This window comes from Mycobacterium sp. IS-1742, assembly GCF_001500125.1.
GTDB lineage: Bacteria > Actinomycetota > Actinomycetes > Mycobacteriales > Mycobacteriaceae > Mycobacterium.
Map to the genome: position 1 here is coordinate 17,974 of NZ_LQIV01000026.1, position 22,339 is coordinate 40,312.

The 22,339-nt window shown below is 66.8% G+C and carries 28 protein-coding genes; 20 read left to right on the forward strand and 8 right to left on the reverse strand.

The window, feature by feature from the left end:
- The first annotated feature begins 59 nt into the window (after nt 1–59).
- From AU196_RS16835 to AU196_RS16865, 8 genes are all read left to right on the forward strand, one after another.
- Entirely contained in the window at nt 60–1,658 is a 1,599-nt protein-coding gene (locus AU196_RS16835; RefSeq protein ID WP_059096224.1) for a recombinase family protein, read from the forward strand.
- 119 nt (nt 1,659–1,777) lie between these two features.
- Complete coding sequence (locus AU196_RS16840; protein ID WP_157546405.1) at nt 1,778–2,368, forward strand: hypothetical protein; 591 nt, start codon at nt 1,778–1,780, stop codon at nt 2,366–2,368.
- Between the two features lie 689 nt (nt 2,369–3,057).
- On the forward strand, nt 3,058–3,282 hold the full coding sequence (locus AU196_RS16845; protein WP_197415815.1) for a hypothetical protein: 225 nt from the start codon (nt 3,058–3,060) through the stop codon (nt 3,280–3,282).
- A 974-nt stretch (nt 3,283–4,256) separates the two neighbouring features.
- Nucleotides 4,257–4,409, forward strand: coding sequence for a hypothetical protein (locus AU196_RS25580; protein ID WP_157546408.1), 153 nt, complete (start codon nt 4,257–4,259; stop codon nt 4,407–4,409).
- Nucleotides 4,410–4,676, forward strand: a complete 267-nt coding sequence (locus AU196_RS16850) for a hypothetical protein (RefSeq protein ID WP_059096227.1) — start codon at nt 4,410–4,412, stop codon at nt 4,674–4,676.
- Nucleotides 4,673–4,936 carry a hypothetical protein gene (locus AU196_RS16855; RefSeq protein WP_059096228.1) on the forward strand — a complete coding sequence of 88 codons (264 nt, stop codon included), beginning with the start codon at nt 4,673–4,675 and terminating at the stop codon, nt 4,934–4,936. Before AU196_RS16850 ends, AU196_RS16855 begins: the two co-directional genes overlap by 4 nt.
- Before the next feature lie 22 nt (nt 4,937–4,958).
- Nucleotides 4,959–5,423 carry a hypothetical protein gene (locus AU196_RS25865; RefSeq protein ID WP_197415816.1) on the forward strand — a complete coding sequence of 155 codons (465 nt, stop codon included), beginning with the start codon at nt 4,959–4,961 and terminating at the stop codon, nt 5,421–5,423.
- A gap of 143 nt (nt 5,424–5,566) precedes the next feature.
- A complete protein-coding gene (locus AU196_RS16865; RefSeq protein WP_286141193.1) occupies nt 5,567–6,415 on the forward strand; it encodes a phage major capsid protein in 849 nt (282 codons plus the stop codon).
- 52 nt (nt 6,416–6,467) lie between these two features.
- Here AU196_RS16865 and AU196_RS25585 read toward each other — a convergent pair whose 3' ends face one another.
- Both AU196_RS25585 and AU196_RS25590 read right to left on the reverse strand, forming a co-directional pair.
- A complete protein-coding gene (locus tag AU196_RS25585) occupies nt 6,468–7,433 on the reverse strand; it encodes a light-mediated development protein DET1 (RefSeq protein WP_157546411.1) in 966 nt (321 codons plus the stop codon).
- A 127-nt stretch (nt 7,434–7,560) separates the two neighbouring features.
- The gene (locus tag AU196_RS25590) at nt 7,561–8,043 is read right to left on the reverse strand and encodes a hypothetical protein (RefSeq protein ID WP_157546414.1); all 483 of its coding nucleotides are present in this window, start codon (nt 8,041–8,043) and stop codon (nt 7,561–7,563) included.
- Nucleotides 8,044–8,183: 140 nt separating this feature from the next.
- Here AU196_RS25590 and AU196_RS16880 point away from each other — a divergent pair, with 140 nt between their 5' ends.
- From AU196_RS16880 to AU196_RS16895, 4 genes are all read left to right on the forward strand, one after another.
- Nucleotides 8,184–8,459 carry a hypothetical protein gene (locus AU196_RS16880; RefSeq protein ID WP_231737618.1) on the forward strand — a complete coding sequence of 92 codons (276 nt, stop codon included), beginning with the start codon at nt 8,184–8,186 and terminating at the stop codon, nt 8,457–8,459.
- 162 nt (nt 8,460–8,621) lie between these two features.
- Entirely contained in the window at nt 8,622–8,996 is a 375-nt protein-coding gene (locus AU196_RS16885) for a Gp19/Gp15/Gp42 family protein (RefSeq protein ID WP_059096233.1), read from the forward strand.
- On the forward strand, nt 8,993–9,316 hold the full coding sequence (locus AU196_RS16890) for a hypothetical protein (RefSeq protein ID WP_059096234.1): 324 nt from the start codon (nt 8,993–8,995) through the stop codon (nt 9,314–9,316). The genes AU196_RS16885 and AU196_RS16890 overlap by 4 nt, the downstream gene beginning before the upstream one ends.
- Before the next feature lie 42 nt (nt 9,317–9,358).
- Nucleotides 9,359–10,072, forward strand: coding sequence for a toll/interleukin-1 receptor domain-containing protein (locus tag AU196_RS16895; protein ID WP_059096235.1), 714 nt, complete (start codon nt 9,359–9,361; stop codon nt 10,070–10,072).
- A 170-nt stretch (nt 10,073–10,242) separates the two neighbouring features.
- Here AU196_RS16895 and AU196_RS16900 read toward each other — a convergent pair whose 3' ends face one another.
- Nucleotides 10,243–10,737 carry a hypothetical protein gene (locus AU196_RS16900; protein WP_231737619.1) on the reverse strand — a complete coding sequence of 165 codons (495 nt, stop codon included), beginning with the start codon at nt 10,735–10,737 and terminating at the stop codon, nt 10,243–10,245.
- Nucleotides 10,738–11,425: 688 nt separating this feature from the next.
- Between AU196_RS16900 and AU196_RS16905 the strand changes: the two genes are divergently transcribed.
- From AU196_RS16905 to AU196_RS16920, 4 genes are all read left to right on the forward strand, one after another.
- Nucleotides 11,426–12,160, forward strand: a complete 735-nt coding sequence (locus AU196_RS16905) for an HAD family hydrolase (protein WP_059096262.1) — start codon at nt 11,426–11,428, stop codon at nt 12,158–12,160.
- A 104-nt stretch (nt 12,161–12,264) separates the two neighbouring features.
- Nucleotides 12,265–12,603: a hypothetical protein gene (locus AU196_RS16910; RefSeq protein ID WP_059096237.1), complete on the forward strand. Its 339-nt coding sequence runs from the start codon at nt 12,265–12,267 to the stop codon at nt 12,601–12,603.
- A gap of 291 nt (nt 12,604–12,894) precedes the next feature.
- Nucleotides 12,895–13,287, forward strand: a complete 393-nt coding sequence (locus AU196_RS16915; RefSeq protein WP_059096238.1) for an STAS domain-containing protein — start codon at nt 12,895–12,897, stop codon at nt 13,285–13,287.
- Between the two features lie 31 nt (nt 13,288–13,318).
- Entirely contained in the window at nt 13,319–13,795 is a 477-nt protein-coding gene (locus AU196_RS16920; protein ID WP_059096239.1) for an ATP-binding protein, read from the forward strand.
- Nucleotides 13,796–13,802: 7 nt separating this feature from the next.
- On the opposite strand, the gene AU196_RS16925 is transcribed toward AU196_RS16920, so the two are convergent.
- Complete coding sequence (locus AU196_RS16925; RefSeq protein ID WP_059096263.1) at nt 13,803–14,888, reverse strand: NAD(P)H-dependent amine dehydrogenase family protein; 1,086 nt, start codon at nt 14,886–14,888, stop codon at nt 13,803–13,805.
- A 71-nt stretch (nt 14,889–14,959) separates the two neighbouring features.
- Between AU196_RS16925 and AU196_RS16930 the strand changes: the two genes are divergently transcribed.
- From AU196_RS16930 to AU196_RS16940, 3 genes are all read left to right on the forward strand, one after another.
- A complete protein-coding gene (locus AU196_RS16930) occupies nt 14,960–15,697 on the forward strand; it encodes a glucose 1-dehydrogenase (protein WP_059096240.1) in 738 nt (245 codons plus the stop codon).
- A 91-nt stretch (nt 15,698–15,788) separates the two neighbouring features.
- Entirely contained in the window at nt 15,789–16,523 is a 735-nt protein-coding gene (locus AU196_RS16935; protein ID WP_231737620.1) for a 2OG-Fe dioxygenase family protein, read from the forward strand.
- Between the two features lie 47 nt (nt 16,524–16,570).
- Nucleotides 16,571–16,795, forward strand: coding sequence for a hypothetical protein (locus AU196_RS16940; protein ID WP_059096241.1), 225 nt, complete (start codon nt 16,571–16,573; stop codon nt 16,793–16,795).
- Here AU196_RS16940 and AU196_RS16945 read toward each other — a convergent pair.
- Nucleotides 16,773–17,444, reverse strand: a complete 672-nt coding sequence (locus AU196_RS16945; RefSeq protein ID WP_059096242.1) for an MBL fold metallo-hydrolase — start codon at nt 17,442–17,444, stop codon at nt 16,773–16,775. The two genes, AU196_RS16940 and AU196_RS16945, sit on opposite strands and share 23 nt — an antisense overlap.
- Nucleotides 17,445–17,513: 69 nt before the next feature.
- Here AU196_RS16945 and AU196_RS16950 point away from each other — a divergent pair, with 69 nt between their 5' ends.
- Complete coding sequence (locus tag AU196_RS16950; protein ID WP_059096243.1) at nt 17,514–18,776, forward strand: competence/damage-inducible protein A; 1,263 nt, start codon at nt 17,514–17,516, stop codon at nt 18,774–18,776.
- Between the two features lies 1 nt (nt 18,777).
- Here AU196_RS16950 and AU196_RS16955 read toward each other — a convergent pair whose 3' ends face one another.
- Genes AU196_RS16955 through AU196_RS16965 form a run of 3 tightly spaced genes read right to left on the reverse strand, consistent with a single transcriptional unit; the run spans nt 18,778 to nt 22,171 of the window.
- A complete protein-coding gene (locus tag AU196_RS16955; RefSeq protein ID WP_059096244.1) occupies nt 18,778–19,692 on the reverse strand; it encodes an alpha/beta fold hydrolase in 915 nt (304 codons plus the stop codon).
- A 46-nt stretch (nt 19,693–19,738) separates the two neighbouring features.
- Entirely contained in the window at nt 19,739–21,217 is a 1,479-nt protein-coding gene (locus AU196_RS16960; RefSeq protein ID WP_059096245.1) for an amidase, read from the reverse strand.
- Between the two features lie 60 nt (nt 21,218–21,277).
- The gene (locus AU196_RS16965; protein ID WP_059096246.1) at nt 21,278–22,171 is read right to left on the reverse strand and encodes a fructose bisphosphate aldolase; all 894 of its coding nucleotides are present in this window, start codon (nt 22,169–22,171) and stop codon (nt 21,278–21,280) included.
- Between the last annotated feature and the right edge of the window lie 168 nt (nt 22,172–22,339).

Here is a 22,339-nt window from a genome sequence, read left to right on the forward strand (position 1 = left end):
ATCTCTGGTTCGGAGCGTCGATACTTGGACAATGCGAACTGCCTGTTACCCTCCCTGACATGCGCGTTCTTGGAAGAGTGCGGCTCTCGCGAGCCTCTGAGGAATCTACAAGCGTCGAGCGTCAGCGCGAGCTAGTCGAGAACTGGGCCACCGCGAACGGTCACCAGATTGTCGGCTGGGCCGAAGACCTGGACGTGTCGGGTTCGATCGATCCGTTCGATACGCCGGCGCTGGGCCAGTGGCTCACGGAGCGGCGGAGCCACGACTGGGACATTCTCGTCGCGTGGAAGCTGGACCGGCTCGGTCGAGACGCGATCCGGCTCAACAAGCTCTTCCTGTGGGCGCAGGAGCACGGCAAGACGGTGGCGTCCTGCAGCGAGGGCATCGACCTCAGCACGCCGGTCGGTCGGCTGATCGCCAACGTCATCGCGTTCCTGGCCGAGGGGGAGCGCGAGGCCATCAGTGAGCGGACCCTCGCATCGCAGAGAAAGCTCCGCGAAACAGGGCGCTGGGGTGGCGGCAAGACCTTCTACGGCTACAAAGCCGCAGAGCGTGAGGGCTCCGCCGGGTGGGAGCTGGTGCCCGACGAGCACGCCGCGTCGGTGCTGCAGTCGATCATCGACAAGGTGCTCGACGGTCAATCGACCGAATCGATCGCACGGGAGCTGAACGAGTCAGGGGAGTTGTCGCCGTCTGACTACCTCCGTCAGCGGGCTGGGAAGCCCGTGCGTGGCACGAAGTGGAGTAACGCCCACATCCGGCAGCAGCTCAGGTCCAAGACCCTGCTGGGGTACGCCACCCACAACGGCGCTACCGTCCGGGACGCAGAGGGCAGGCCGGTGCTGAAGGCCCCTCCGCTGATCTCGCAGGACAAATTCGCCCAGCTTCAAGGCGTACTCGAGTCGCGGTCGTTCAAAGTGACGAACCGCTCGGTGAATGCAAGTCCGCTGCTCGGGGTCGCACGCTGCGGAGTGGTGCTGCACAAGCCTGACTGCGAGTACGCAGATGGACTGTGGACCCCACCCCGGTGCGATTGCCAGCCCTGCGGCAAGCCGATGCACTCACGGCAGCACCGTAGGGCGGGGAAGGTCTACAGGTACTACCAGTGCAACGGTGGTGCCGACGGGCACCCGAAGACCCACGCCGCCAACATCGTCAAGGCCGAGGAACTCGAGGAAGCGTGCCGTGACACGTTCCTACGTGACCACGGACACGAGAAGGTGAAGGAGCTGGTCCACATCCCAGCCGAGGACCACCAGGCCGAGCTGGAAGAGGCGAAGCGAGCCGCCGAGGAGATCGTCCCGATGCTGAGCAAGGCAGCGTCGACGACGATGCAGAGGCTGTACCAGGGCCAGCTAGAAGCCCTGGACCGCCGTATCGCCGAACTGGAGGGGCTACCGGAGTCGGCTGCTCGGTGGGAGTGGCGAGAGCGTCCTGAGACCTACACGGAGGTGTGGGAGAACGCTGACGCCGAGGGGCAGCGTCAGCTCCTGCTCAAGCGAAAGGTCCACGTCGAGGCAGTCGCGCTGAAGGGGGAGGGCCGGTACCGACCGGACGCGTTCATCCACATGTTTTCACTCGACATCGACCCGGAGGAGTTCAAGGCAAGGGAAGCCCGCGCCGCCGAGGAGCGTGAACGCTACGGCGTCCCGAGCTGACGTATGACAGATGACCGACGCCTCCAACCGACGCTCCCGTCGCCGGATCCGTGGCCGCGCATGCTCGCTGGACACGTTCGGCGCCAACCGCGAGACCGCGACTCACCTAGGAAGACCACTTGAACCTCGATTACGAAGACTTCGACAGCGGCGGCATGACGCTGCATAACCCAGCGGCTGGGTGGACCCGGCTCCCGTACCACATGTACAAGCTCACCAGTGAGTTCCGGCAGAAGCAGCTATGGAAGCCGCAGTTCGACACCAGGAACCCCAATGGGACCACAGTGAAGCGGTGGGAGGTGCAGGGAGGCACCTGCGTAGAGATGCGTGGAACCAGGTCGTGGTTCGGCCAGTGCAAGTGCGGGTGTTGGATCTACTCCGAGCGCGACGTGTCCACCCCGGAGTTCCGAGGGCGAGGGAACAGGGGACCAAAGGGCCCGTGGCCCAAGTACTGCGCCGGGTGCCGGGAACGTCGCCGCCAGGAATCAATCGAACGCAGGCGCGAGGCCAAGCGCAAAAGCGACCGCGAGCGCATCGCGGACAAGCGGTTCACCGACCGCGAGGAAGCAAAGTTCAACGCGGATCGGGCCCCATCGGATCGCGGATGTAGCGAAGCGGATGATCACGCAAAGTGGGCGGAAGAGGATCGCGAGGCAGCCTTGCGGTATCAGCAGCGGCGCGGTGTGCGCTCGCCGTATGACCGGGTCTGACAGCAGATGCAGAGACCAGGATAGATTAGATCGCCTAAGCTGTCGCACAATCAGTAACAGTGGATAGTGAGGGCCGAGAGGCTCCCAGTGATTCTGCGTGCTTGAGAGTCGCACCCGCCGGTGCGCCTCGTACGCGGACGGTGCCACATCCGGGCCACCCGCCGACGGTCGGCTCTCTCCCCGGCCGTCACAAACTTGCCGACACCGTGGTGGGTATGTCGGCTGGACGCTGCGGCCTTGAGCCCTCGTCCCTCCCCCGGAGTCCATACTCCTGCAGCCATGCTCCGGGGCTTGAGCTTCTCGCTCGGACCACTAGGTCCGGGCTTTTTGTTTGACATCAACCGATAGATCGCCTGTCAGCGGCAGGCGTCCCACCGATGGCCCGTCAGCGGCGGGCCGGGAAGAGATCAGTAGCGAATGCCCAGATGCACCTTGCCTGGACACAACGAGTTCAAGCACGCGGCCTGCGTCGAATGCCGACGCCGACGCCAGCGCGAGTACATGGCCGAATGCCGTGCAGCTCGACGCCGGCTGAAGGCGATCGAAGCGGCCCTGGCCGTCTAGTACTTCAACCCCCGGATGGGGTGAGAAACCGCTCCAGCGACCGCTGAGAGCTCAACACAGCCTGCCCAGGTGGCAGGCGATCAACCACTCGAAAGAGGTAACCGCACATGTCAGACCAGGACCGCGTGACGATCTACGACCTGCCTGAGTTCTGGCAGGAGAAGATCCGCCAGTACCGCCGCGAGAACCACAGCCTGCGGAAGCGGCTGCGGACCACCGAGCAGCTCTCGGCTGACCAGGAGCTGCCAGCGAGCTGGGCCAAGAGGCTCCGCAAGCTCCGTGACGAGAACGTACAGCTTCGCCGGGAGCGCAACGCTCTCCGCGACGAGCTGGCCGCTCGCAATGGCTAATCGCAACCTCGTCAAGCACCACGGCCTGGTCGATGACAAGCGAGGGGCTCACGCCCCGGCTGGAGGGTTCTTGTACGCAGGGATCCCGATGGAGCTTGCCCGAGATGGCAAGCTCTCGTACCTCGCTCGGTCGGTCGCCATGTACGTCTGGTCACACACCGAGAAGTGGCAGCAATCGGCATCAGCCGTCGCGGAAGCTCTCGGCATGGACCGGGGCTCGGTAGCCAAGGGTTTGGCCGAGCTGCAGGAGCACCGCTGGATGGTTCGAGAGGTTCACCAGACCGTCGGCCCCAGCGGCAAGCCCCGCACCGTTCGGGAGATCTGGCACCTGCAGATGTCCAATCGACGGTTCTCCAATGAGCGGGTTCGGGAGCTGAGTGCTCCCTCGGACGTGCGGGCCACACCCGCACCCTCTGACCAGACGTGCGGGCCACACCCGCACGGGGGTGCTGATGACACCAGCACGGGGGGTGTGGACGACACCCGCACCATAGAGATCGATGACAGAGATGCATCCGCAGAGATGCATCGAAGTAATGCAAGAACTGATCAGGACGAGACCGGCCTTGGGAGCCGGTCTCTAGCGGTTGAGGGATCAGAGGCACCAAGGGGTGCTGATGGTCGGGGCTCGGGGAGCCCCTCCCAGGAGGCTGCCTCGTCGGCAGCCGAGTACAGACCTGACGGTCTGCAACCAGCAACCGCTACCGGGTCACCGTTCGATGGCCCGTTCGCCAGCGAGCCCGCACGGCGAGCTGAGTCAGCAGCCCGTGAGGAGCGGGCCGCACGGTATCTGGAACCTGCAACCGCAGCCACACCATGGCCCCCGGATGACCCGTGGGCCTGATCGACAACCGAACACCCAACCGCGAGCCCTGGCCTCACAGCCGGGGCTCTCGTCGTCTGGGCGCAACCGCGCCTTCACACCCAACGACGCGACCGGCATCCAGGCCGATCGCTCAACACGAAGGAGAGAGATGAATCAACTGGAGAGAGCGATCGAGGCAGCCGCCGAGGGCGGTGGCCCGGAGCGGACCTACGAGGTCGGCCCGGACGCCGTGATCCGGCTGGCCGAGGGCGCCGGCCATCTGCTGACCGACGCGACGATCACGCACTGGAGCGTCGACTAGATGACCGCCGACGAGAAAGAGCAGGCATTCCTGCGACACGTCTACAGCACCGAGAACTACTTCGCCGCCGTCCGAGAGAACGGCGGGACCCCGTGGTGGGAAGACCCCGAGCACCTGGCGAAGCTCGAGCTGGCGTTCCCCGGTATCTCGAAGCATCCGGGCATCGAGGCTCGGAGGATGTTCTTCACCGGTCGCTACACCCGTCCGCAGCCGCCCGAGAGGATGCACACCGACCTGGCGCAGATTCGCGAGAGCGCGACAGCGTGAGCGAGAAAATCTGCAAGGAATGCCGCACACGCCAGCCGGTGGCCGAGTTCCCCGCGGATCGGTGGGGCAGGCCCGACACCCGACAGTGCCTTCAGTGCGTAGACGAGAACACGCCGCTGCTGATGACCCGCGTCGAGGCCGCTAAGCACCTCGGCGTGACACAGGACGACTTCGACCGTCTCGGGCTGGCCGTGGCGGGCTCATACGCCCCGCCGAAGCGTGCCGCGGTCGCACGGTTCGCGAGAGCTGATTTCCCGTAGAGAAAGCGCAGGTAGAAGCCGCATGAGTTTGGAAACCCTCCAAAACAGCAAGCCGAACACCCCTCCCGAGGGTGGTCGCACCGGAGAGGCCCATGAAGCGCCACAGAACGGCTCTGAGCAGCACTCAGGATCCAAGCTCCACCGGGAGGCAGCGGCCTACCGGGTCAAGCTGCGGGAGACCGAGGTTGAGCGTGACACGCTGAGCCAGCGGGTCGAGCGGATGCAGCGTGCCGAGGTCGAGCGCCTGGCCTCCGACGCCCTGAGCCATCCGGCTGATCTGTTCTCGCTGTCGAGCAACGAGCTGGCCGACTACCTCACCGAGGACGGGGACGTGGACGCCGAGAAGGTGGCCGCGGATGTGGCCGCGGTCCTGGCCGAGCGGCCTGGTCTGCGGAAGAACGCCCCGGCGTTCGACCCCTCACAGGGTCGCGGAGGCCAGCCCGCGGCGAAGCCGACGCCGAGCTGGGGAGCACTTCTCAAGAGCTAGACCCGCAACACTTTGAACGCTGATCGGCAGTCTGTGGCTGCTTAGCGTTCCACGCAGTGGGGCTGTGCCCCAACAGATCTCAGTCTGTGACTGAGTGACTGCAATCAAATTACCCAAGGCACCCCAGAGAGGGTGCCTTTCTCATGTCCGAGGAGGACAACATGGCAATGCAGCATTCGAGCACCAACGACGCCTTCACCCCGCAGGACTTCGGCGCGCTGCTGAACACCGCGCTCCAGTCGGAGTCGGTCGCTCTGCAGACCTCGACGGTCGTCAAGACCGACAAGGTCTCGATCACCTTCCCGATCTGGGACGAGGATCCGGCTGTGAACTGGCTGACCGAGCTGGGCACGATCACCGCCACCGATGGCAACACCGAGGGCGTGACGGTCACCCCGAGCAAGGTCGGCGGCATCACCCGCCTGTCCAACGAGCTGGCTGACGACAGCTCCCCCGAGGTCGCTTCGCTGGCCGTGCGCGGCCTGGTGAACCAGATCAGCCACGGCATCGATAAGGCGTTCGTCGGCAACACCACCGCGAACGGCCCGTCCGGCCTGCTGTCGATCACCCCGTCGGTGGTCGATACCGGCGCTGCGATCGCCAACACCGATCCGTTCGTCCAGGCGGTCTTCAAGGCCAAGGCGGTCGGCGCGAAGCTGACGCACTGGCTGATGGCCCCGGCCACCGCCGAGACCCTGGCGAAGATCAAGAAGGCCAGCGGCTCCAACGAGTCGCTGATCGCGTTCGACGCCAAGGGCGAGCTGTCGGTCCTGGGCCTGCCGGTCCTGACCCACCCCGGCGTGGATGCCGCGACGTTCTTCTGGGGCATCCCCAGCGACCGCATCGTGACCGTGCTCCGCAAGGACGCCGAGGTCACCCGCTCGAAGGACTCCGGGTTCTACAACGACGCGCTCGACGTGCGGGCAATCACCCGCGTCGGCGTCGGCTTCCTGCATGAAGCCGCCGTCATTCGGGGGCACGACGCAAGCTGAGCGATTCCGTTGGGGACGGCTTACTGCAGCCGTCCCCAGCGGCGTCTCTAACTCAATTGCTGGCTACATCCTTCAAGTACTGCCGAACGGCTCCGATGAGCACAGGCACGTCGGTCGCAAGACTGAGTTGGTATGCGCCGTAAGTGATCAATCCGTCGATCACAACACGGTTGTGATCAAAGATCGTCAATGCGTCAGGGTGCGGAGCGTTTCGCACGTTACCTAGCGCTCGATCCTCGATGTGCTCATAGGCGTTTCGGATCTCCCGCACCGCAACACACCGCGTGGTGATGTCGGCTGGAACCGCCGCAGCGGCGTTGATCGCAGTTCCTGCCTGCATACACATGTCGACGGCGCGGCCCAGTGACACGACAGCCAACTCGGTCGCACCGACGAGTTCGAAAACGGCGCGGCGGACGGCTGGAGCACCCTCTGGGTCGCTCTGACGAAGTTGGTCGATCCGCTCGAACAAGGTTTGCGCTTGGTCGAGTCGACGCGCCGCCGCCAGCAAGTAACGCCGCTTCTCGTCAGAGAAGGAGGTTCCAAACGACATCCATGTGAAGAGAACGGGTGTAAGCGGAACGTACCCGCTGACGCCTTGCCCCTCCCATTCGTCGACATAATCCAGCTCGATGACAACGTCCTCAAGTACAAGCTGGTCGCCGGGTCGCAGGTGACATCGACGCCCGTCGTCGTGTTCGCCGAATCGTAGGGTCCGCGCGAACACCCTTCCAGGCTCCTCCCGAAGAGGTACGACGCGCTGCGGCAGTAGGTAGCCGCTTGTACCCTCCTGCGTCGTGTGGTGACTTATGTGCGAGATGTGTTCCAGCGCAATGACTTCATCGCCTTCATATACTGGGACACGCTCGGAGTCTGGGTCGCACGGGTCTGCAGCGCGAACATACAATCTGTGGCCATCGCGTGAATGAAAGATCGCACGTTCGGGCTCGTTCCAGTTTTCGCGTTGCACAGTGCCGATGTATGCGATGGGCGCCCGATCATCCGCGACGTAGTTCATCACATCTCCTTCACTCGCTGCCCTCGCCGAAGGAGTTGCAGGCTGATCACTACGCGAGCGGCGCCCGCGCCGTCTAAGCCAGGTCCAGCTCACCGGGCGACAACTGCCCCGGACCCCGCGAACGGAGTCACTGCAATCCAACTTCGCTGATGAGCCGATCGGCGATCGCGGATAGATCTTCGTCATTTCGACCTGGGACGTCGAAGTTGATCAAGCGGTATTTCAGGATGTCGTGGAGCCGGCAGACACCGGCGAACCTCGGTCGAATGCGAGCGGCGTCCAGGCGCGTCATCCACTCGACCCATGGGTCGGTGGCCGTCCACTCAGTACCGAGCCAGCCGACTTGCCTGTTGCCAACGAATGCGGCGACAGCGTGCGGATTCGCGTCGTTGGGCTTCAACCGCAACGTCACCTTCACCGGCCCTAACGGAAGCGAATGCACCGCGTCCGGGAAGTGATCATCACCAGTAACCGCGCGTGTCCAACTTCCTGGGACGTCGATCACTTTGTATCGCGGTAACTGGCGACTCGATTGACGTTTCGACGGTTCACCGACCACGGTGCTCGGCTGCTGTCTGGCCTCCCCGAATAACCATGCCTTGATCCCCATGGACAGACCCTACCCAGGGGGAAACCCCTCACCCCCCGGTCCAGGACCGGTCGGTTATGCGGATGAGGAATCCGATGCGACTTTAAACCCCTATTTTTCGAAGTCAGTAAGAAATGAGAAACATGCGTGTACCTGCGGGTTTGCAGAAACCCGGCAAGGCATTGTGGCGTCGAATCACCTCCGAGTTCGACCTCAAACCAGACCCAGACAAGGCCGAACTGCTGTTCCAGGCGTGCAAAGTCGCCGATCAGATCGCGGAGCTGGACGAGGCAGCCGCCGAGGCTCCGCTCACCGTCCGGGGATCGATGGGCCAGCCGGTCATTTCCCCGTACATCGCCGAGGCCCGCGTTCAGCGCGGCCTCCTGGCGCAGCTACTGGCCCGGATGAACTTCGCAGAGGCCGGGGAGGACGACTGATGTCGAAGGCTGCCAGGAAGACCAAGCGGATCAAGCGTCAGACGGCTCGACCGAAGTCGAAGTTGACGATCGCTGACTTCCTCTACCGACGCCTGACTGGTGACCCGACCGGTCTGGCTCCCATAGGCCGCTCCGACGGCTCACGAACGCTAGGAGACCTTCATGCCTCACGCATCAGCCGCTGATGTTGCGGCGATCTACGGCAAGTCACTGACGACCGAGGAGACGGCGCTCGTCGAGCGCCGGCTGGCTCAGGTCGAGCGAATGATTCTCCGCAAAATCCCCGATCTGGGCGCCCAGATCGACGCTGGAGACCTGGACGAAGCCGACGTGATCGACGTCGAGGCCGAGGCCGTGTTGCGGGTCATTCGCAACCCCGAGGGGTTGTACAGCGAGCAGGACGGCAGCTACGGCTACCAGCTCTCGCGAGAGGCAGCCGACAACCGCCTCCGCGTCACCGCCGAGGAGTGGGCGCTGCTCGGCATCAGGCCGAGTCGGATGTTCTCCATTACCCCGAACGTCAGGCGCATCCGATGAGTCTGCTGCACAGAGGCACCGATCAAGTCACCGTCTTCGCCGAGACGGTGAGGACCGACTCCGACGGGAACACGATCACCGCACCCGGCGCGGTCGGAGTCTTGACCCGTGCGGTCATCCAACCGCTGGCGTCCAACGAAGATGCCGACGGTGGCACCACCTCGAGTTACCGGCTGCGGCTGATCGACTACCCCGATCTGCTCGGCGCACAGAGCGCCGTGGAGTGGCAAGGCCGTCGATACGCCATCGCCGGCGAGCCCAAGATCTACAACGGGTCTCGACGCACGGCTCACGTCGACTATCTAATGACGCGTCGTTGAGTTTTATGTGTTGACGGTGCCCCATAGATTTAGGTTTGACCCATGAAGGTGTTCTTATCGCATGCATCGGCCGATAAGCCGACGGTACGAGCGATCGCCCAGGCGTTGTCCGACTCGCAAATCGAGGTCTGGTTAGACGAAGCCGACATAAGAGTCGGCGAGTCCATTCCAGAGGGGATCACCGCGGGGCTAGTCGGCAGTGATCTTCTGCTCTTGGTGTTTTCGCGACAAGCCCTCCAATCGCGCTGGGTTAAACGAGAGCTCCACGCGTTCTACATGATGGCGATGTCGAGCGGAAAGCCGATTATCCCGTGCCGTCTCGATGACTCAGACCCGCCTGTGCTCCTCGCCGACATTAAGTACGCCGATTTCCGCGACGACTTCAGTGTCGGCATGACAGCGGTGCTCGGAGCCGTCGGGATCGCGGAGGAGATTTCAGCGTCACGTACTGCCGTCAAACTGGCTGAAACTGTCGGAGATAGTCTCAGCGCTGAGCAGCGTCGGAGGTGCTACGACTTACTTATCGCAGAAGAAGTGACTCTTTACGACGAAGTGGTAGTGCCCACCACGCCAACTAGAGCGCTCGAGGTGGCGGCTCTGTTCGGCAACGAACTGCACAAGTTCAATCTCCTCGTGAGGTCCGGTTTAATTGAGGTGATCAAGCATGATCATCCCATTAAACGTAGTTATGTGGCTACCCCGATGGGACGCCGGGTGTTTCTCCTCTGGGCCGCAGAAGCCAGCAGTTCTACCTAAGACGCACTTGGTCCCGTCGTAGCGCCCAGAATGGCGTAGGAATTCTCAGGCTCGAATCCCCGGCTGGCGACGGACCGATCACCCCAACACCGTTCGATCGGAAATCTGCGTTGCGGAGGGGGGCGACACTTTCGCAGGGAAGATGCCGCCCCCGTAGCCTCACTTCCTGATCACGCGGAGCCTGGGGGAGGCTGCCGCAGCAGGTTGTACGCGATCAGGTTGTCCCGCGCAGTAGCGATCCGAGCACTGAGCGGAACGAGGCGGTCCTTGAGCCCCACCACCTCAAGAATCAGAACCACAAACCCGAGCACGGACGCGGCCTTCCCGAAGAGGGACTCCAACTTCGTCACGACTGCGCGTACCTCCGCCATCAACTCCACGAGCTCGCTGACCGGCCCGACGATGTACGGATCGTCGGTGAGCTCCAGGACCAAGGTGCCCTTAACGGTGACGACTTCGAGCCGCTCGGCGACTTCCGGCTGGACGCCGAGGATAGACGCGTGGGCCTTGCGGATCGCCCGCTTGCTGTCCTCCCAGACGCGCTGAATGTCAGCCCAGCTCGGGTTCGGGCCAGCGGGTTCGATGGGCGGCAGCTCATCGAAGGCGAGGTTCATCGACAAGAAGTCGTCGACGGCCTGAACGAACTCGGCGATCGGTTCGTCCAACGAATCTCTCGGGACGGGTACCGGCATGATTCCCTCTCCGCTGAGCGAGCGGGAACACGAGCCACCATCTAGGCCAATCGTGGCCAGCGAATTGGCCTTAGGTGTAACGTCCTTAGCGCATCCTCAGAAAATGCAAAGGCGTTGCCCTCGGCCCGGTGACTCACCTCGGTTGTCGAGGGCTTCGTCATCTCAGCTGGCAAAGACACTACCCCTAGTGTCCGACATCTCGGACGGGCACAAGATGTTCTGAACAACAATCGTGGAATTCCCAGGTCGTACGCGCCGTCGGACCACGTCTTGCGGCGTGTCGCCACGCCGGGTCGAACGTGTGTCGTTATAGATTTCCGACGATCCGCAGTGTCGGCGGGTGCAGATTTAGCAATCAGAGATCGAGCGCCAGGGTCAGGGGGTCGGCTGAGGCGATCAGCCTTCTCGCCGCGCAGCAACACTCCGACTATTCGCAATGTCGAAAGATGGGGAACTCGATGCCGAGCTCGTCACAGATGGCGGTGTGCATGCGCGCTCCTTCAATGAGGCGGTCGGCGAATTGAAACGTGTTCTAGTTTAGTACGACGATGCCCCGTTGCGGGAGGGGGACGTGCCCGCGCCGGGTTGCCCCGGGTACGACGGGGTCTCCGGGGCGCGCCCCGGGTCGCGGCGGGACCGCCCCGACCGCGATGATGAATCGGTGCCCCGGTCGCTCACGCTCGCCGAGTCGGTCGACGAGATCGCCGACGGCCCGGGCGGTCCGCGCGTCGGCGCCTTCTTCGACCTCGACGGCACCCTGGTCGACGGGTTCACCGCCACCGCACACGCCGGCGACCGGATCAGGCGCCGCCAGGCCAGCCTGGGCGAGGTGTTCGGCGTCCTCGAGGCGTCGGTGCGATACCGGCTCGGCCGCATGCAGTTCGAGCGTCTGGTCCGGCGGGCGGCCGGATATCTGCGGGGCGAGTCGCTCACCGAACTCGACGAACTCGGCGAGCGGTTGTTCGCCGAACGGGTCGCCGCACGCGTCTACCCCCACATGCGGCAGATCGTCGAGGCGCACCAGGCCAGGGGGCACACGGTCGTCCTCAGCTCGTCGGCGCTGACCATCCACGCCGAACCCGTCGCCCGCTTCCTCGGCATCGACCACGTGCTGTGCAATCACTTCGCGGTCGACGACGCGGGCCGGCTGACGGGCGACATCGTGCGCCCGGTCATCTGGGGGCCGCAGAAGGCCGTCGCGGTGGGGCGGTTCTGTGGCGCGAACGACATCACGCTGAGCGGCAGTTGGTTCTACGCCGACGGCGACGAGGACGTCGCGCTGATGGAGCTGGTGGGTTCACCCCGGCCGGTCAATCCGCGCCCCCGACTGGCGGCCACCGCGGCGGCTCGGGATTGGCCGACCCTGCAGATCGCCAGAACGCGTCGCCGCGCTTGAGCTGTAATACGTTGTCAGGCAGCAGATTACGGCCCGGTTTAGTTCGCTCGCCCGGCGGGTAGACCTCCGCCTGGTTCCCGATGAACCCGGACGAGGGGAGTGTTGTGACGGCGCGACGGTTGGCCATGGTGGTGGGCGCGATCATCCTCGTGGTGGGGATCGCCGGATTGCTCGTCCCTGTCTCGGTGTCCGGGGACGACGGCAAGAGCGTGGGGTGCGGCAACGCCCTGGTGTCGGACACGTCCGGCGCGGAAGCGGCCAACAACCAAGGCGTCGCGAACGTGCCGGTGCTGAACCAGATCGTCCCGCACACCGACTACGTGGCCCTGTGCGACTCGGCGGTGGGCAGCAGGCGAGCCTGGGCCATCCCGGTCGCGGTCATCGGCGCACTCATCGCGATCGGCGCGGCGGTCGTCGGCGGCCGACGGGGTCGCGCCGTCTGACGGTTCGATCAACACGCTCACCAGCGGTGTCACCGGGCGTACGCTGAGCGGCCGCAATGGTGCCCATGCTCCGCCCCGACGACGACATCGCACTGCTCGCCTGACCGCTGACCACTGAGCCGCCCAGACCTGGTTTAATCTGATTCCGGTCGCGCTCGCCGATCGGGAGCGCACCCGACGTCGGATCATTCCGGTGTCGCTGGATGTCTTGCCAGGTTCAGTCCGCAGCCTGGGAAGCATGAATGGCGTGGCGCGCTCCGCTCGACGAGCGACTACGCGGGAGGTGGACCATTGGAGGAACAGCGCGAAGCCGCAGCAGGGGCGACCTCCGCCGCGGACTCGACGAACTGCGAGATCAACGAACGCTGGGTTGATCGCACCGTCGTGGTCTCGGTGGCCGGTGTCGTCGACATGCTCACGGCACCGCAGCTGGAGCAGGCCATCCGGGCGGGTCTGGCGAAGGAGCCGGCCGGACTGGTCGTGGACTTCTCCGCCGTGGAATTCCTCGCATCGGCGGGCATGGGCATTCTGGTCGCCATCCACGACGAGATCCCATCCGGCGTGAAATTCTGCGTCGTCGCGGAAGGCCCCGCTACCAGCCGTCCCCTGAAACTTCTCGGAATCGCGGACATCATTCCGCTCTATGCATCGGTCGACGAGGCGCTCGCAGCACTGAGTGCTTAGTTGAGAGGGTAACGGGTATTCACGTCCAGCCATGATCGATTCCGTCTCTGCGGCAAACGTTTCCGATGCCGAACGTTTCACGCGCATCGGCATCGCCGCCGACGGGGTGGCCGCCTCGCGGGTGCGTGAAGAGTTCGGTCACTGGCTGGACACGCACTTCGCCCTGGACCCGGTCCGCTCGAGCGATCTGATCCTCGCGACCAATGAGGCCCTGGCCAATGCGGCGGAGTTCGCCTACGTCAACGACGACCGGCCCGGCACCATGGACGTCGAAGCCCAGTTCGACGCGGGGGCCGGTGTCCTGACCGTCACCATCGCCGATCAGGGCACCTGGCGTGACCGCGCCACCGTCGCGCCCAACAAAGCGCGTGGCCGAGGCATACCGCTGATGGAAGCGCTCACCGACTCGACATCGATCGACCGTTCTCAGAACGGCACCCGCGTCCTGCTGCAGTGGACCGGCATCGCCGGGCGTCGCGCACGGTCGCACACCGCCGCGGCGGAGTGATCCGGCGTCACCGGTGGCGGGCGAACAGACCGCTTCCGGTGATCAGAGGCAGATCGAGCGGCGTGCGGATACCCGGCTCGGCGTCCACCACCGCGGGGATCGCGTTCACGATGCGCCCGGCCGCGGCCACGATGGCCGCATGGTTGTGGTCGCCCTTGCGGCTGGTGGGGCAGATGTCGACGGTGTAGGACGGCTCGCCCACGATCTCCACCCGGTAGGACCCGCCGGGCTGTGCGGGCCGCGCCCAGTCGGGGCGCAGATCGTCGCGCAGTCGGGTGATGTGTTCGATCACGATCGCGGGCCGGTCGTCGCCCTCGACGAACCCCTCGATCAGGAACCGCAGCGCCGCGACGGTGCCCTTGGCGATCCGCCCCACCGCCACCTCGAACTCCTCGGGGGCCGGTTCCTGCTCCACCGAATCGCGGATCTCACTGACCTCGACGCCCAGGCCGGCGGCCAGCTGACGGATCGCGGTTCCCCACGCGATGCTCAGGACGCCGGGCTGGAACAGGATCGGCAGGTCACCGATCTGCTTGCCGAACCCCATCACGTCGAACATGACCTCGGCGCCGTCGTAGGTGGCGTAGTCGGCGATCTCCATACACCGCACCTGTTCGATGCTGCTGCACGTGCTCGCGAACGCGAACGGGATCAGATCGTTGGCGAAGCCGGGATCCACGCCGTTGACGAAGATGCTCACGCCGCCCTGTCGCGCGGAATCCTCGACCCGGTCGATGTACTTGTCGGGGATGACGCCCCACGGGTACTGCAGCACCCCCGGCGCCGAACCGACCACGTTGACGCCCGCCTCGAGGATGCGGCGGCAGTCGGCCATCGCCTCGGGCAGCCGGGTGTCGCCCATCGCGCAGTAGACGACGCAGTCCGGCGCGGTCGCAAGCACCTCGTCGAGCCCTTTGGTGGCCTTGATCCCGGTGACCACGTCGAGCCCGGCCAGTTCACCGGCGTCCCTGCCGACCTTGGCGTCGGTGGAGACTCCCACGGCCGTCAGTTCGTACGCCGGGTTGCCGAGCAGGGCTGCGAGCGCCAGCCGTCCGACGTTCCCCGTGCCGACGTGGGCCACCCGAATCGCCATCGACCGCTCCTCCGCGCAGTGGAACTGAAACATGTTCTAGTTCGCGACAGCCTAGGGTAGCCTGGCCCGTCATGGGACGGGTAGACGGAAAAGTTGCACTGATCAGCGGTGGGGCCCGGGGTATGGGCGCCGAACACGCACGCGCTCTGGTCGCCGAAGGCGCCAAGGTGGTGATCGGCGACATCCTCGACGACGAGGGCAAAGCGCTCGCCGACGAGCTCGGCGAGGCGGCGCGTTACGTCACACTCGACGTCACGCAGGCCGATCAGTGGGATGCGGCCGTGGCGACCGCCGTCGAGGACTTCGGCCTGCTCAACGTCCTGGTGAACAATGCGGGCATCGTCGCGCTCGGCCAGATCGGCAAATTCGACATGGCCAAATGGCAGAAGGTCATCGACGTCAACCTCACCGGCACGTTCCTCGGTATGCAGGCCAGCGTCGAGGCGATGAAGGCCGCCGGCGGTGGATCGATCATCAACGTCTCGTCGATCGAGGGGATGCGCGGCGCCGTAATGGTGCACCCGTACGTGGCGTCGAAGTGGGCGGTGCGCGGGCTGACCAAATCGGCGGCGCTGGAACTGGGTTCGCATCAGATCCGGGTCAACTCGATCCATCCCGGGTTCATCCGCACCCCGATGACCAAACACTTCCCGGACAACATGCTGACCATCCCGCTCGGCCGGCCGGGGCAGTCCGACGAGGTGGCCACCTTCGTGGTGTTCCTGGCCAGCGACGAGTCGCGCTACGCCACCGGAGCCGAGTTCGTGATGGACGGCGGCCTCGTCAACGACGTCCCGCACAAGATGTGACGCCCACACGGGCGCGTGCGTGCGAGCGGTTCTCGCCCTTTTCTTCAATGTCGACGCGGTTGAGGCGCCCTGAGGCGGCAATCACCACGGTGTGATCCGCCGCGCCGCCACCCCGCTCGACGATGTCGCGCGCTCGCTGGCCGTCTTCGGGGCCTGCGTCGTCCCCGCAGCGGATCTGATCCGCGCCCTCGGCGTCACGGCCGAGGCATGGGCAGCGTTCGGCGGGCATTGGGACGACCTGCGCCCCGACCGCTACGCCGCCGAGCTGGGCACCGAACGGCAGCGCCGCTACGGCCACTTCCGGTTCCACAGCGCCGACGGTGCCCTGGAGCGACTGCCCCACGGCGCGTTCGTGCAGCCGGCGGAGTCGAACCGGCTCTACCTCGACCGCCGACGGCACTTCGCACCGCTCACCGAGTCGTTCACCGCCGACCCGGTGCTGCGCGCGGTGATCGGACTGCTCGGCCGGCTCGCCCCGTCACTCGACGACCCACCGCAGTGGCACGTCGAGGTGACGCCGTTCCGGGTGATCGCCCGCGCAGGCGCCCATGGCGACCCGACGCCCGAGGGTGTGCACCGCGACGGCGTGACGCTGGTGTCGTCGCTGATGATCGGCCGGCGAAACGCCTCCGGCGGGCAGAGTTCCGTCTACGACAGCGGGGGCGACCGGGTTCTCGCGACCACGCTGTCCGAGCCGGGGACGCTGCTCGTCGGGGACGACCGTCGGACCCTCCACGGGGTCACCCCGATCCACCCCGTCGACCCGGCCCGGGCCGCGCACCGGGACGTGCTGGTGGTGACCTTCGCGCCCGGACCGGTCCCGTAGGCTCGTCGCGTCAGCGCATACGACCACCAGCGGACAAGGAGCGAGCCATGACCTCAGTCGATGAGCGCCGCGAGCTGCAGCAGCTCGCCGAACAAGCCGGATGGCGGCGCAACGATCTCGGCCGGGTCGACCTCTACCTGCGGGGCGACACCCGGGTGCGGGTGATCTGGCGGGGCAACGACGCCATCAGCGGCGCGACCATCATGCAGGACGACGTGATGATGACCTACACGCGCGAACTGCCCACCGTCAACGGCTGGTTGAAGCGCTGACCGGCGGCACGCTGTCGAACGCCTGAGCCACGATCCGTGACCACGAGTCACGGTCGACCTCCTGCACCGCAGCCGGTCCGCCGAATGCGCTCGCGATCACCAGATCGGGCTCGAGCGTGCCGAGCACGGCGAGACTCGCCCGCAGCGCCTCGGCGTCCCCGCGGCCGGGCGGCAGGAACGTCGACCAGCCGCCCCGGCCGGTGGGGAAGATCGTGTCGCCGGTGAACAGGTAGCTTTGGCCGTCGGCGCCGCGTACGAGGTAGCACACGCTTCCCGGTGAATGCCCGGGTGTGGGGATGACCTCGACACCGTTGCGGTCCACCTCGCGGGCGGACAGGGGGACGTCGACGGCGGCGTGGCGGACGATGGCCGGTGCGTCGGCGGTGTGGGCGTGCAGGCGCGATCCGAACCGGCGGGCGATCTCACCCAGCATCGGCCCGGCCTCGTCGAGGTGCGACAGGTACTGGTCGGCCACACCGCCGAGGTCGGCGATGGCGTCGAAGTCGGAATCGCTTGCGGTGCTGTAGAACAGCACGTTGCCGTTCGCGCCGCCGGTCCACAGGAACGCGTGCGTGGTCAGGCCGGGGAAGGGTGAATCGGTGCGGGTCTGGAACAGATCGGGTCGGATCCGGGTGAGTGTGGTGGTCATGGAGTCAGTGTCGGACCTCAACCAAAGTTCAGGTCAAGGGCGGCGACGGCACCGCGTAGGTTTGACGCCGTGAGCGCACGCGCAGGCATCGTCGTCACCGGAACCGAGGTGCTGACCGGCCGGGTTCAGGACCGCAACGGCCCGTGGGTCGCCGACCGGCTGCTCGAACTGGGCGTGGAACTGGCCCACATCACGATCTGCGGCGACCGCCCCGCCGACATCGAGGCACAGCTGCGCTTCCTCGCCGACGAGGGCGTCGACCTCATCGTCACCAGCGGTGGTCTCGGACCGACCGCCGACGACCTGACCGTCGCCACCGTCGCCCGGTTCTGTGGTCGCGAACTGATCCTCGACGCCGGTCTCGAGGAGCGCATCGCCGACATCCTGCGCCGGCTGATGGGGCGCCGCACCGACGTCGACTTCGAATCGGTGCGGGCCGCGAACCGCAAACAGGCGATGGTGCCCGAAGGTGCGACGGTGCTGGAACCGGTCGGCACCGCGCCCGGTGTGGTCGTCCCCGGCTCGCCGACGGTGCTGGTGCTGCCCGGGCCGCCGCGCGAGCTGCAGCCGATGTGGCGCACCGCCGTGCAGACCGCCGCCGTCCAGCAGGCCATCGCGGGGCGTACCGAGTACCGGCAGGACATGGTGCGCATGTTCGGTCTGCCCGAATCCGGACTGGCCGAGACCCTGCGCGACGCCGAGCGCGACCTCACCGGCTTCGACCGCCTCGAGATCACCACCTGCCTGCGCCGCGGCGAACTCGAGATCGTCACCCGCTACGAACCCGACGCCGCGCCGGTGTACGCGAAACTGCTCACGCTGCTACGGGAACGACACGGTTCGGTGATCTTCTCCGAGGACGGTTCCCTCGTCGACGACCAGGTCGCGGCGCTACTCGACGGACGCACCATCGCCACCGCCGAATCCTGCACCGGCGGAATGCTTTCCGCGCGGCTGACCGACCGGGCCGGATCGTCGGCGTACGTGGCGGGCGGGGCGGTGTGTTACTCGAACGACGCCAAGGCCGATCTGCTCGGCGTGCCGGCGGACCTGATCGCAGGCCATGGGGCGGTGTCCGAACCGGTGGCCGAAGCCATGGCCGACGGTGCGCTGCGCCGATTCGGCGCCGACGTCGCCGTCGCGATCACCGGGATCGCCGGACCCGGCGGAGGCACCGACCTCAAACCGGTCGGCACGGTGTGCTTCTGCGTGCGCCGTTCCGACGGCCACGGGCTGACCCGCACGATCCGGTTGCCCGGCGACCGCAACGATGTGCGCGAGCGGTCCACCACCGTCGCCATGCACCTGCTGCGCCGCGTCCTGCAGGACTGACTCAGGTGCGGTCGGCGCGGTCCCACAGTTCGAGCATCGACGTCAGGATGGCCTGCGCCTGACCCAGTCCGCCGAGGTGACTCTCGCCGGGCAGGTGGTACAGGTGCGCGTCGGGAAGCCGTGACACGCAGTGCTGTCCGTGCGCGAACGGGATGATGTGGTCGACGTCGCCGTGCCACCAGTGCACCGTGACCTTCACGTCCTCGAGGCGGAAACCCCAGTCACGGGCGAAGACGACCACGTCGGCGAACGGCGCGGCGAGTTGTTTACGGCTGCCGTTGAGCAGGTCGTCGAGGAACATCGCCCGGAACTCCGGCCGCACCAGCATCCGGCGGTCGGGCGCGGGGGAGACCGCCGCGTACAGGTACAGGGCCGGATCGGCCACCGGGCGCACGAACCGGATCAGCGTGCCGGCCGCCAGGCGGATCGGGGTCCCCGCGACTTCGAGGAACGGCGCGACGCGGCTGCCGAGCTTCATCAGCCCGCCGCCGATCGCGTCCGGACCGACGGTGGGGGCCACGCCGCCCAGCACACCCGTGCCGACCACCCGCTCGGGCATCTCGGCCGCGCAGGCGAGCGCGTAGGGGCCGCCGCCGGACAGCCCCACCACCGCCATGCGGTCGATGCCGAGGGTGTCGGCGATGACGGCGAGGTCATCGGCGAAGGCCAGCACGTTGTCGTACTGGTGCGGGGTGGACGAGCCGATGCCGGGACGGTCGATGCCGATCAGCCGGATCTTCTGCTCCTCGGCGAACGCCCGCGCCTCGGCCGGGATCTGCCTGCGCGCCCCCGGCGTCCCGTGCAACCAGAACACCGCCCGGCCCTGGGGATGTCCGAACTCGGCGAAGCCGATCTGCCGGTCGGCGGCCACGGCGATGTTGCCTTCGAGTTTCGGGCGGGCGATGGGCGGCGTCATGCCCAGCAGTGTCGCATGTCACCGGTGAGGGCCCGACGGGTCCCGATCACTGTGCCGGGCGCGTGACCCACCGGGCCGGGCGGCGGTCCGCCCACGGCGCCGCCACCTCCAGCTGCGCCGCCAGCTGCAGCAGCACCGTCTCCTCGGGCGCCATCAGCTGGACGCCGATCGGCAGGCCGGTCGACGTCATGCCCAGCGGCAGGGAGATCGCCGCCCAGCCGGTGACGTTGGCGAGCGACGTCCACCCGGTGGTCGCGAACTCGACGTCGAAGAATGCCCGGGTGGTGCCCCGCGGCTGGTCGAGCTTCGCGTACGGGGGCGGGGGAGTCAGCAGAGTCGGCGCCAGCAGCACGTCGTGGCCGGCCATGCCCGCGACGAACCGGCGGGTCTGGGCGTGCACGGTCTCGATCGCGCCGGCGTACTGCACCCCGCTGGTGGTGAATCCTTCCCGGACCATCACCCAGGTGCTGGCCTCGAACTCGTCCTCGGCCGGTGGCCGGCCGAGGTGCGCGGTGGCGAGCTCGTGCAGCTGGGCGTTGCTGACGTTGTGCAGGATCGCGATCGCGTCGGCGACGGCGCCGGCGGCCACCCAGGTGACGGCGGGTTCGACCCGGTGGCCGAGATCGGCCAGCAGTCGGGCGGTGGCCTCCACCGCGGCGACGACCTCCGGGTCGGTCGCGGGGCCGGGGAAGGGTGTACCGGTGGACAGCGCGATGCGCTGCGGCGCCGGGGGCTGCGCGATCGCCTGCAGGTACGGCGCCGGCGGCGGCGCCGCACTGTACGGGTCACCCGGATCGGGTCCGGTGACGGCGTCGAGAAGCGCTGCGCTGTCACGCACGGTCCGCGTCAGCGCGTGCTCGACGGCCAGCCCCTCGAGCAGGTGCCCGGCCGGCGCGAACGACGTGCGGGCCCGTCGCGGTTTGAGACCGACCAGGCCGCAACACGATGCGGGCACCCGGATCGATCCGGTGCCGTCACCACCGGACGCCGCCGGTACCACCCCCGAGGCGACCGCGGCGGCCGAGCCGCCGCTGGAGCCGCCCGGCGTCACGTCAGGTGCCCACGGGTTGACCGTGGGGCCGGACAGCGACGGTTCGGTGGTGCAGTGGTTGCCCCACTCCGGGGTGTTGGTCTTGCCGAACACGACCAGACCGTGGGACAGGTAGCGGTCGACGATCCAGGCGTTCTGCGGAGCGATGCGGGTGCGCAGCGCGCGGGACCCCATGGACTCCGGCGCCCCGCCCACCGATGCGCCGAGGTCCTTGAGCAGGAACGGCACACCCGCGAGCGGTCCGGCAGCGCCGCCGCGCAGCCGTCCCGAGGCGTCGAGCGCGGCGGCCTGCTCGCGCCCCCGGTCGAACAGTTCGTGGATGACCGCGTTGAGTCCCCGCGCGGCGTCGAGGCGGATGAGCGCGGCGTCGAGAAGTTCGGTGGCCGTCAGCTCACCGGAGGCGACCAGCCGCGCCTGTCCGATCGCGTCGAGGCCGGCCAGGCCGAGAGCCGAGTCGGTGTCCATGGCATCCATAGCCCGCCGATCCTGCAGTGCGCCGGGCCGACTGGCAACCCGACGCACCGCGGCTCGTCGTCAGCCGGCGACGGACGCCTCGTAGATGCCCTGGATCGCGGCGTCGAGCGTGGCGTTGAACTCGTCGTCGGACTGCTGCGCCGAGAGACCCTCGGTGAGGGCGCGGCTGAAGCTGGCGATGACGCCGCTGTTCCGGGCGAGCAGCTTGTTGGCCTCGTCGCGCGCGTAACCGCCCGACAGCGCCACCACACGCAGCACCTTGTCGTGGTCGACCAGCGGCTTGTAGTGGTTCGCCGTCGACGGCAGCGTGAGCTTCAGCATCACCTGCTGATCGGCGGGCAGCGCGTCGAGGTTCTTGGCGATCTCGTCGCGCAGGATGTCCTCGGCCGCCGCCTTGTCCTCGATCGAGATCGTCACCTCGGGCTCGATGATCGGGATCAGGCCGTGCGAGAGCACCTGCTGGGCCACCTCGAACTGCTGGGCCACCACCGCGGCGATGCCCTTGGCGTTGGCGCCGCCGATCACCGACCGCTCCTTGGTGCCGAAGATGCCGTTGTCGACACCGCGCCGGAGCAGGTCGTCGAGCTGCGGCATCGGCTTCATCAGCTGGACGTCGTCGGACACCTCGGCCAGGCCCTTGTCGATCTTGAGGAACGGGACGACGCCCTTGTCCTCCCACAGGTACGCCGCCGACGGCTTGCCCTCGATCTGGCGGTCCATGGTCTGCTCGAACAGGATCGCGCCGAGCACGCGGTGACCGGTGAACACCGGGGAGGTGATGATCCGCGACCGCATCGTGTGGATCAGGTCGAACATCTCGGTCTCGGTCGAGTACTCGTTCTCCTCGATGCCGTAGAGGCGCAGGGCTTTCGGCGTCGAGCCCCCACTCTGGTCGAGCGCGGCGATGAAGCCCTTGCCCGCCGCCAGCTTGTCCGTTTGCTGTTGGTTCGCCATCGGTGCAGTCCACTCCTTTGAAGACGGTTGTCGCTGACGGATTCGAGGTCGGCCCGCCGAGCCCGGTTCCCCTGTGAGGATATTCGGCGCTTACGCGCCCGTTGCGGCAGGTGCCGTGCTTGGCTAGGAGGACGCCGGTCCGTACCCGCCGGCGCCCGCTCACCACGG

Coding starts and splice junctions, on each gene's coding strand:
- AU196_RS16865 (WP_286141193.1), top strand. CDS start 5,567: ATGTCCGAGGAGGACAACATGGCAATGCAGCATTCGAGCACCAACGAC.
- AU196_RS16850 (WP_059096227.1), top strand. CDS start 4,410: ATGACCGCCGACGAGAAAGAGCAGGCATTCCTGCGACACGTCTACAGC.
- AU196_RS16930 (WP_059096240.1), top strand. CDS start 14,960: ATGGGACGGGTAGACGGAAAAGTTGCACTGATCAGCGGTGGGGCCCGG.
- AU196_RS16885 (WP_059096233.1), top strand. CDS start 8,622: ATGCCTCACGCATCAGCCGCTGATGTTGCGGCGATCTACGGCAAGTCA.
- AU196_RS16895 (WP_059096235.1), top strand. CDS start 9,359: ATGAAGGTGTTCTTATCGCATGCATCGGCCGATAAGCCGACGGTACGA.
- AU196_RS25585 (WP_157546411.1), bottom strand. CDS start 7,433: ATGAACTACGTCGCGGATGATCGGGCGCCCATCGCATACATCGGCACT.
- AU196_RS16890 (WP_059096234.1), top strand. CDS start 8,993: ATGAGTCTGCTGCACAGAGGCACCGATCAAGTCACCGTCTTCGCCGAG.
- AU196_RS16925 (WP_059096263.1), bottom strand. CDS start 14,888: ATGGCGATTCGGGTGGCCCACGTCGGCACGGGGAACGTCGGACGGCTG.
- AU196_RS25590 (WP_157546414.1), bottom strand. CDS start 8,043: ATGGGGATCAAGGCATGGTTATTCGGGGAGGCCAGACAGCAGCCGAGC.
- AU196_RS25865 (WP_197415816.1), top strand. CDS start 4,959: ATGAGTTTGGAAACCCTCCAAAACAGCAAGCCGAACACCCCTCCCGAG.
- AU196_RS16945 (WP_059096242.1), bottom strand. CDS start 17,444: ATGACCACCACACTCACCCGGATCCGACCCGATCTGTTCCAGACCCGC.
- AU196_RS16920 (WP_059096239.1), top strand. CDS start 13,319: ATGATCGATTCCGTCTCTGCGGCAAACGTTTCCGATGCCGAACGTTTC.
- AU196_RS25580 (WP_157546408.1), top strand. CDS start 4,257: ATGAATCAACTGGAGAGAGCGATCGAGGCAGCCGCCGAGGGCGGTGGC.
- AU196_RS16960 (WP_059096245.1), bottom strand. CDS start 21,217: ATGGATGCCATGGACACCGACTCGGCTCTCGGCCTGGCCGGCCTCGAC.
- AU196_RS16940 (WP_059096241.1), top strand. CDS start 16,571: ATGACCTCAGTCGATGAGCGCCGCGAGCTGCAGCAGCTCGCCGAACAA.
- AU196_RS16955 (WP_059096244.1), bottom strand. CDS start 19,692: ATGACGCCGCCCATCGCCCGCCCGAAACTCGAAGGCAACATCGCCGTG.
- AU196_RS16835 (WP_059096224.1), top strand. CDS start 60: ATGCGCGTTCTTGGAAGAGTGCGGCTCTCGCGAGCCTCTGAGGAATCT.
- AU196_RS16965 (WP_059096246.1), bottom strand. CDS start 22,171: ATGGCGAACCAACAGCAAACGGACAAGCTGGCGGCGGGCAAGGGCTTC.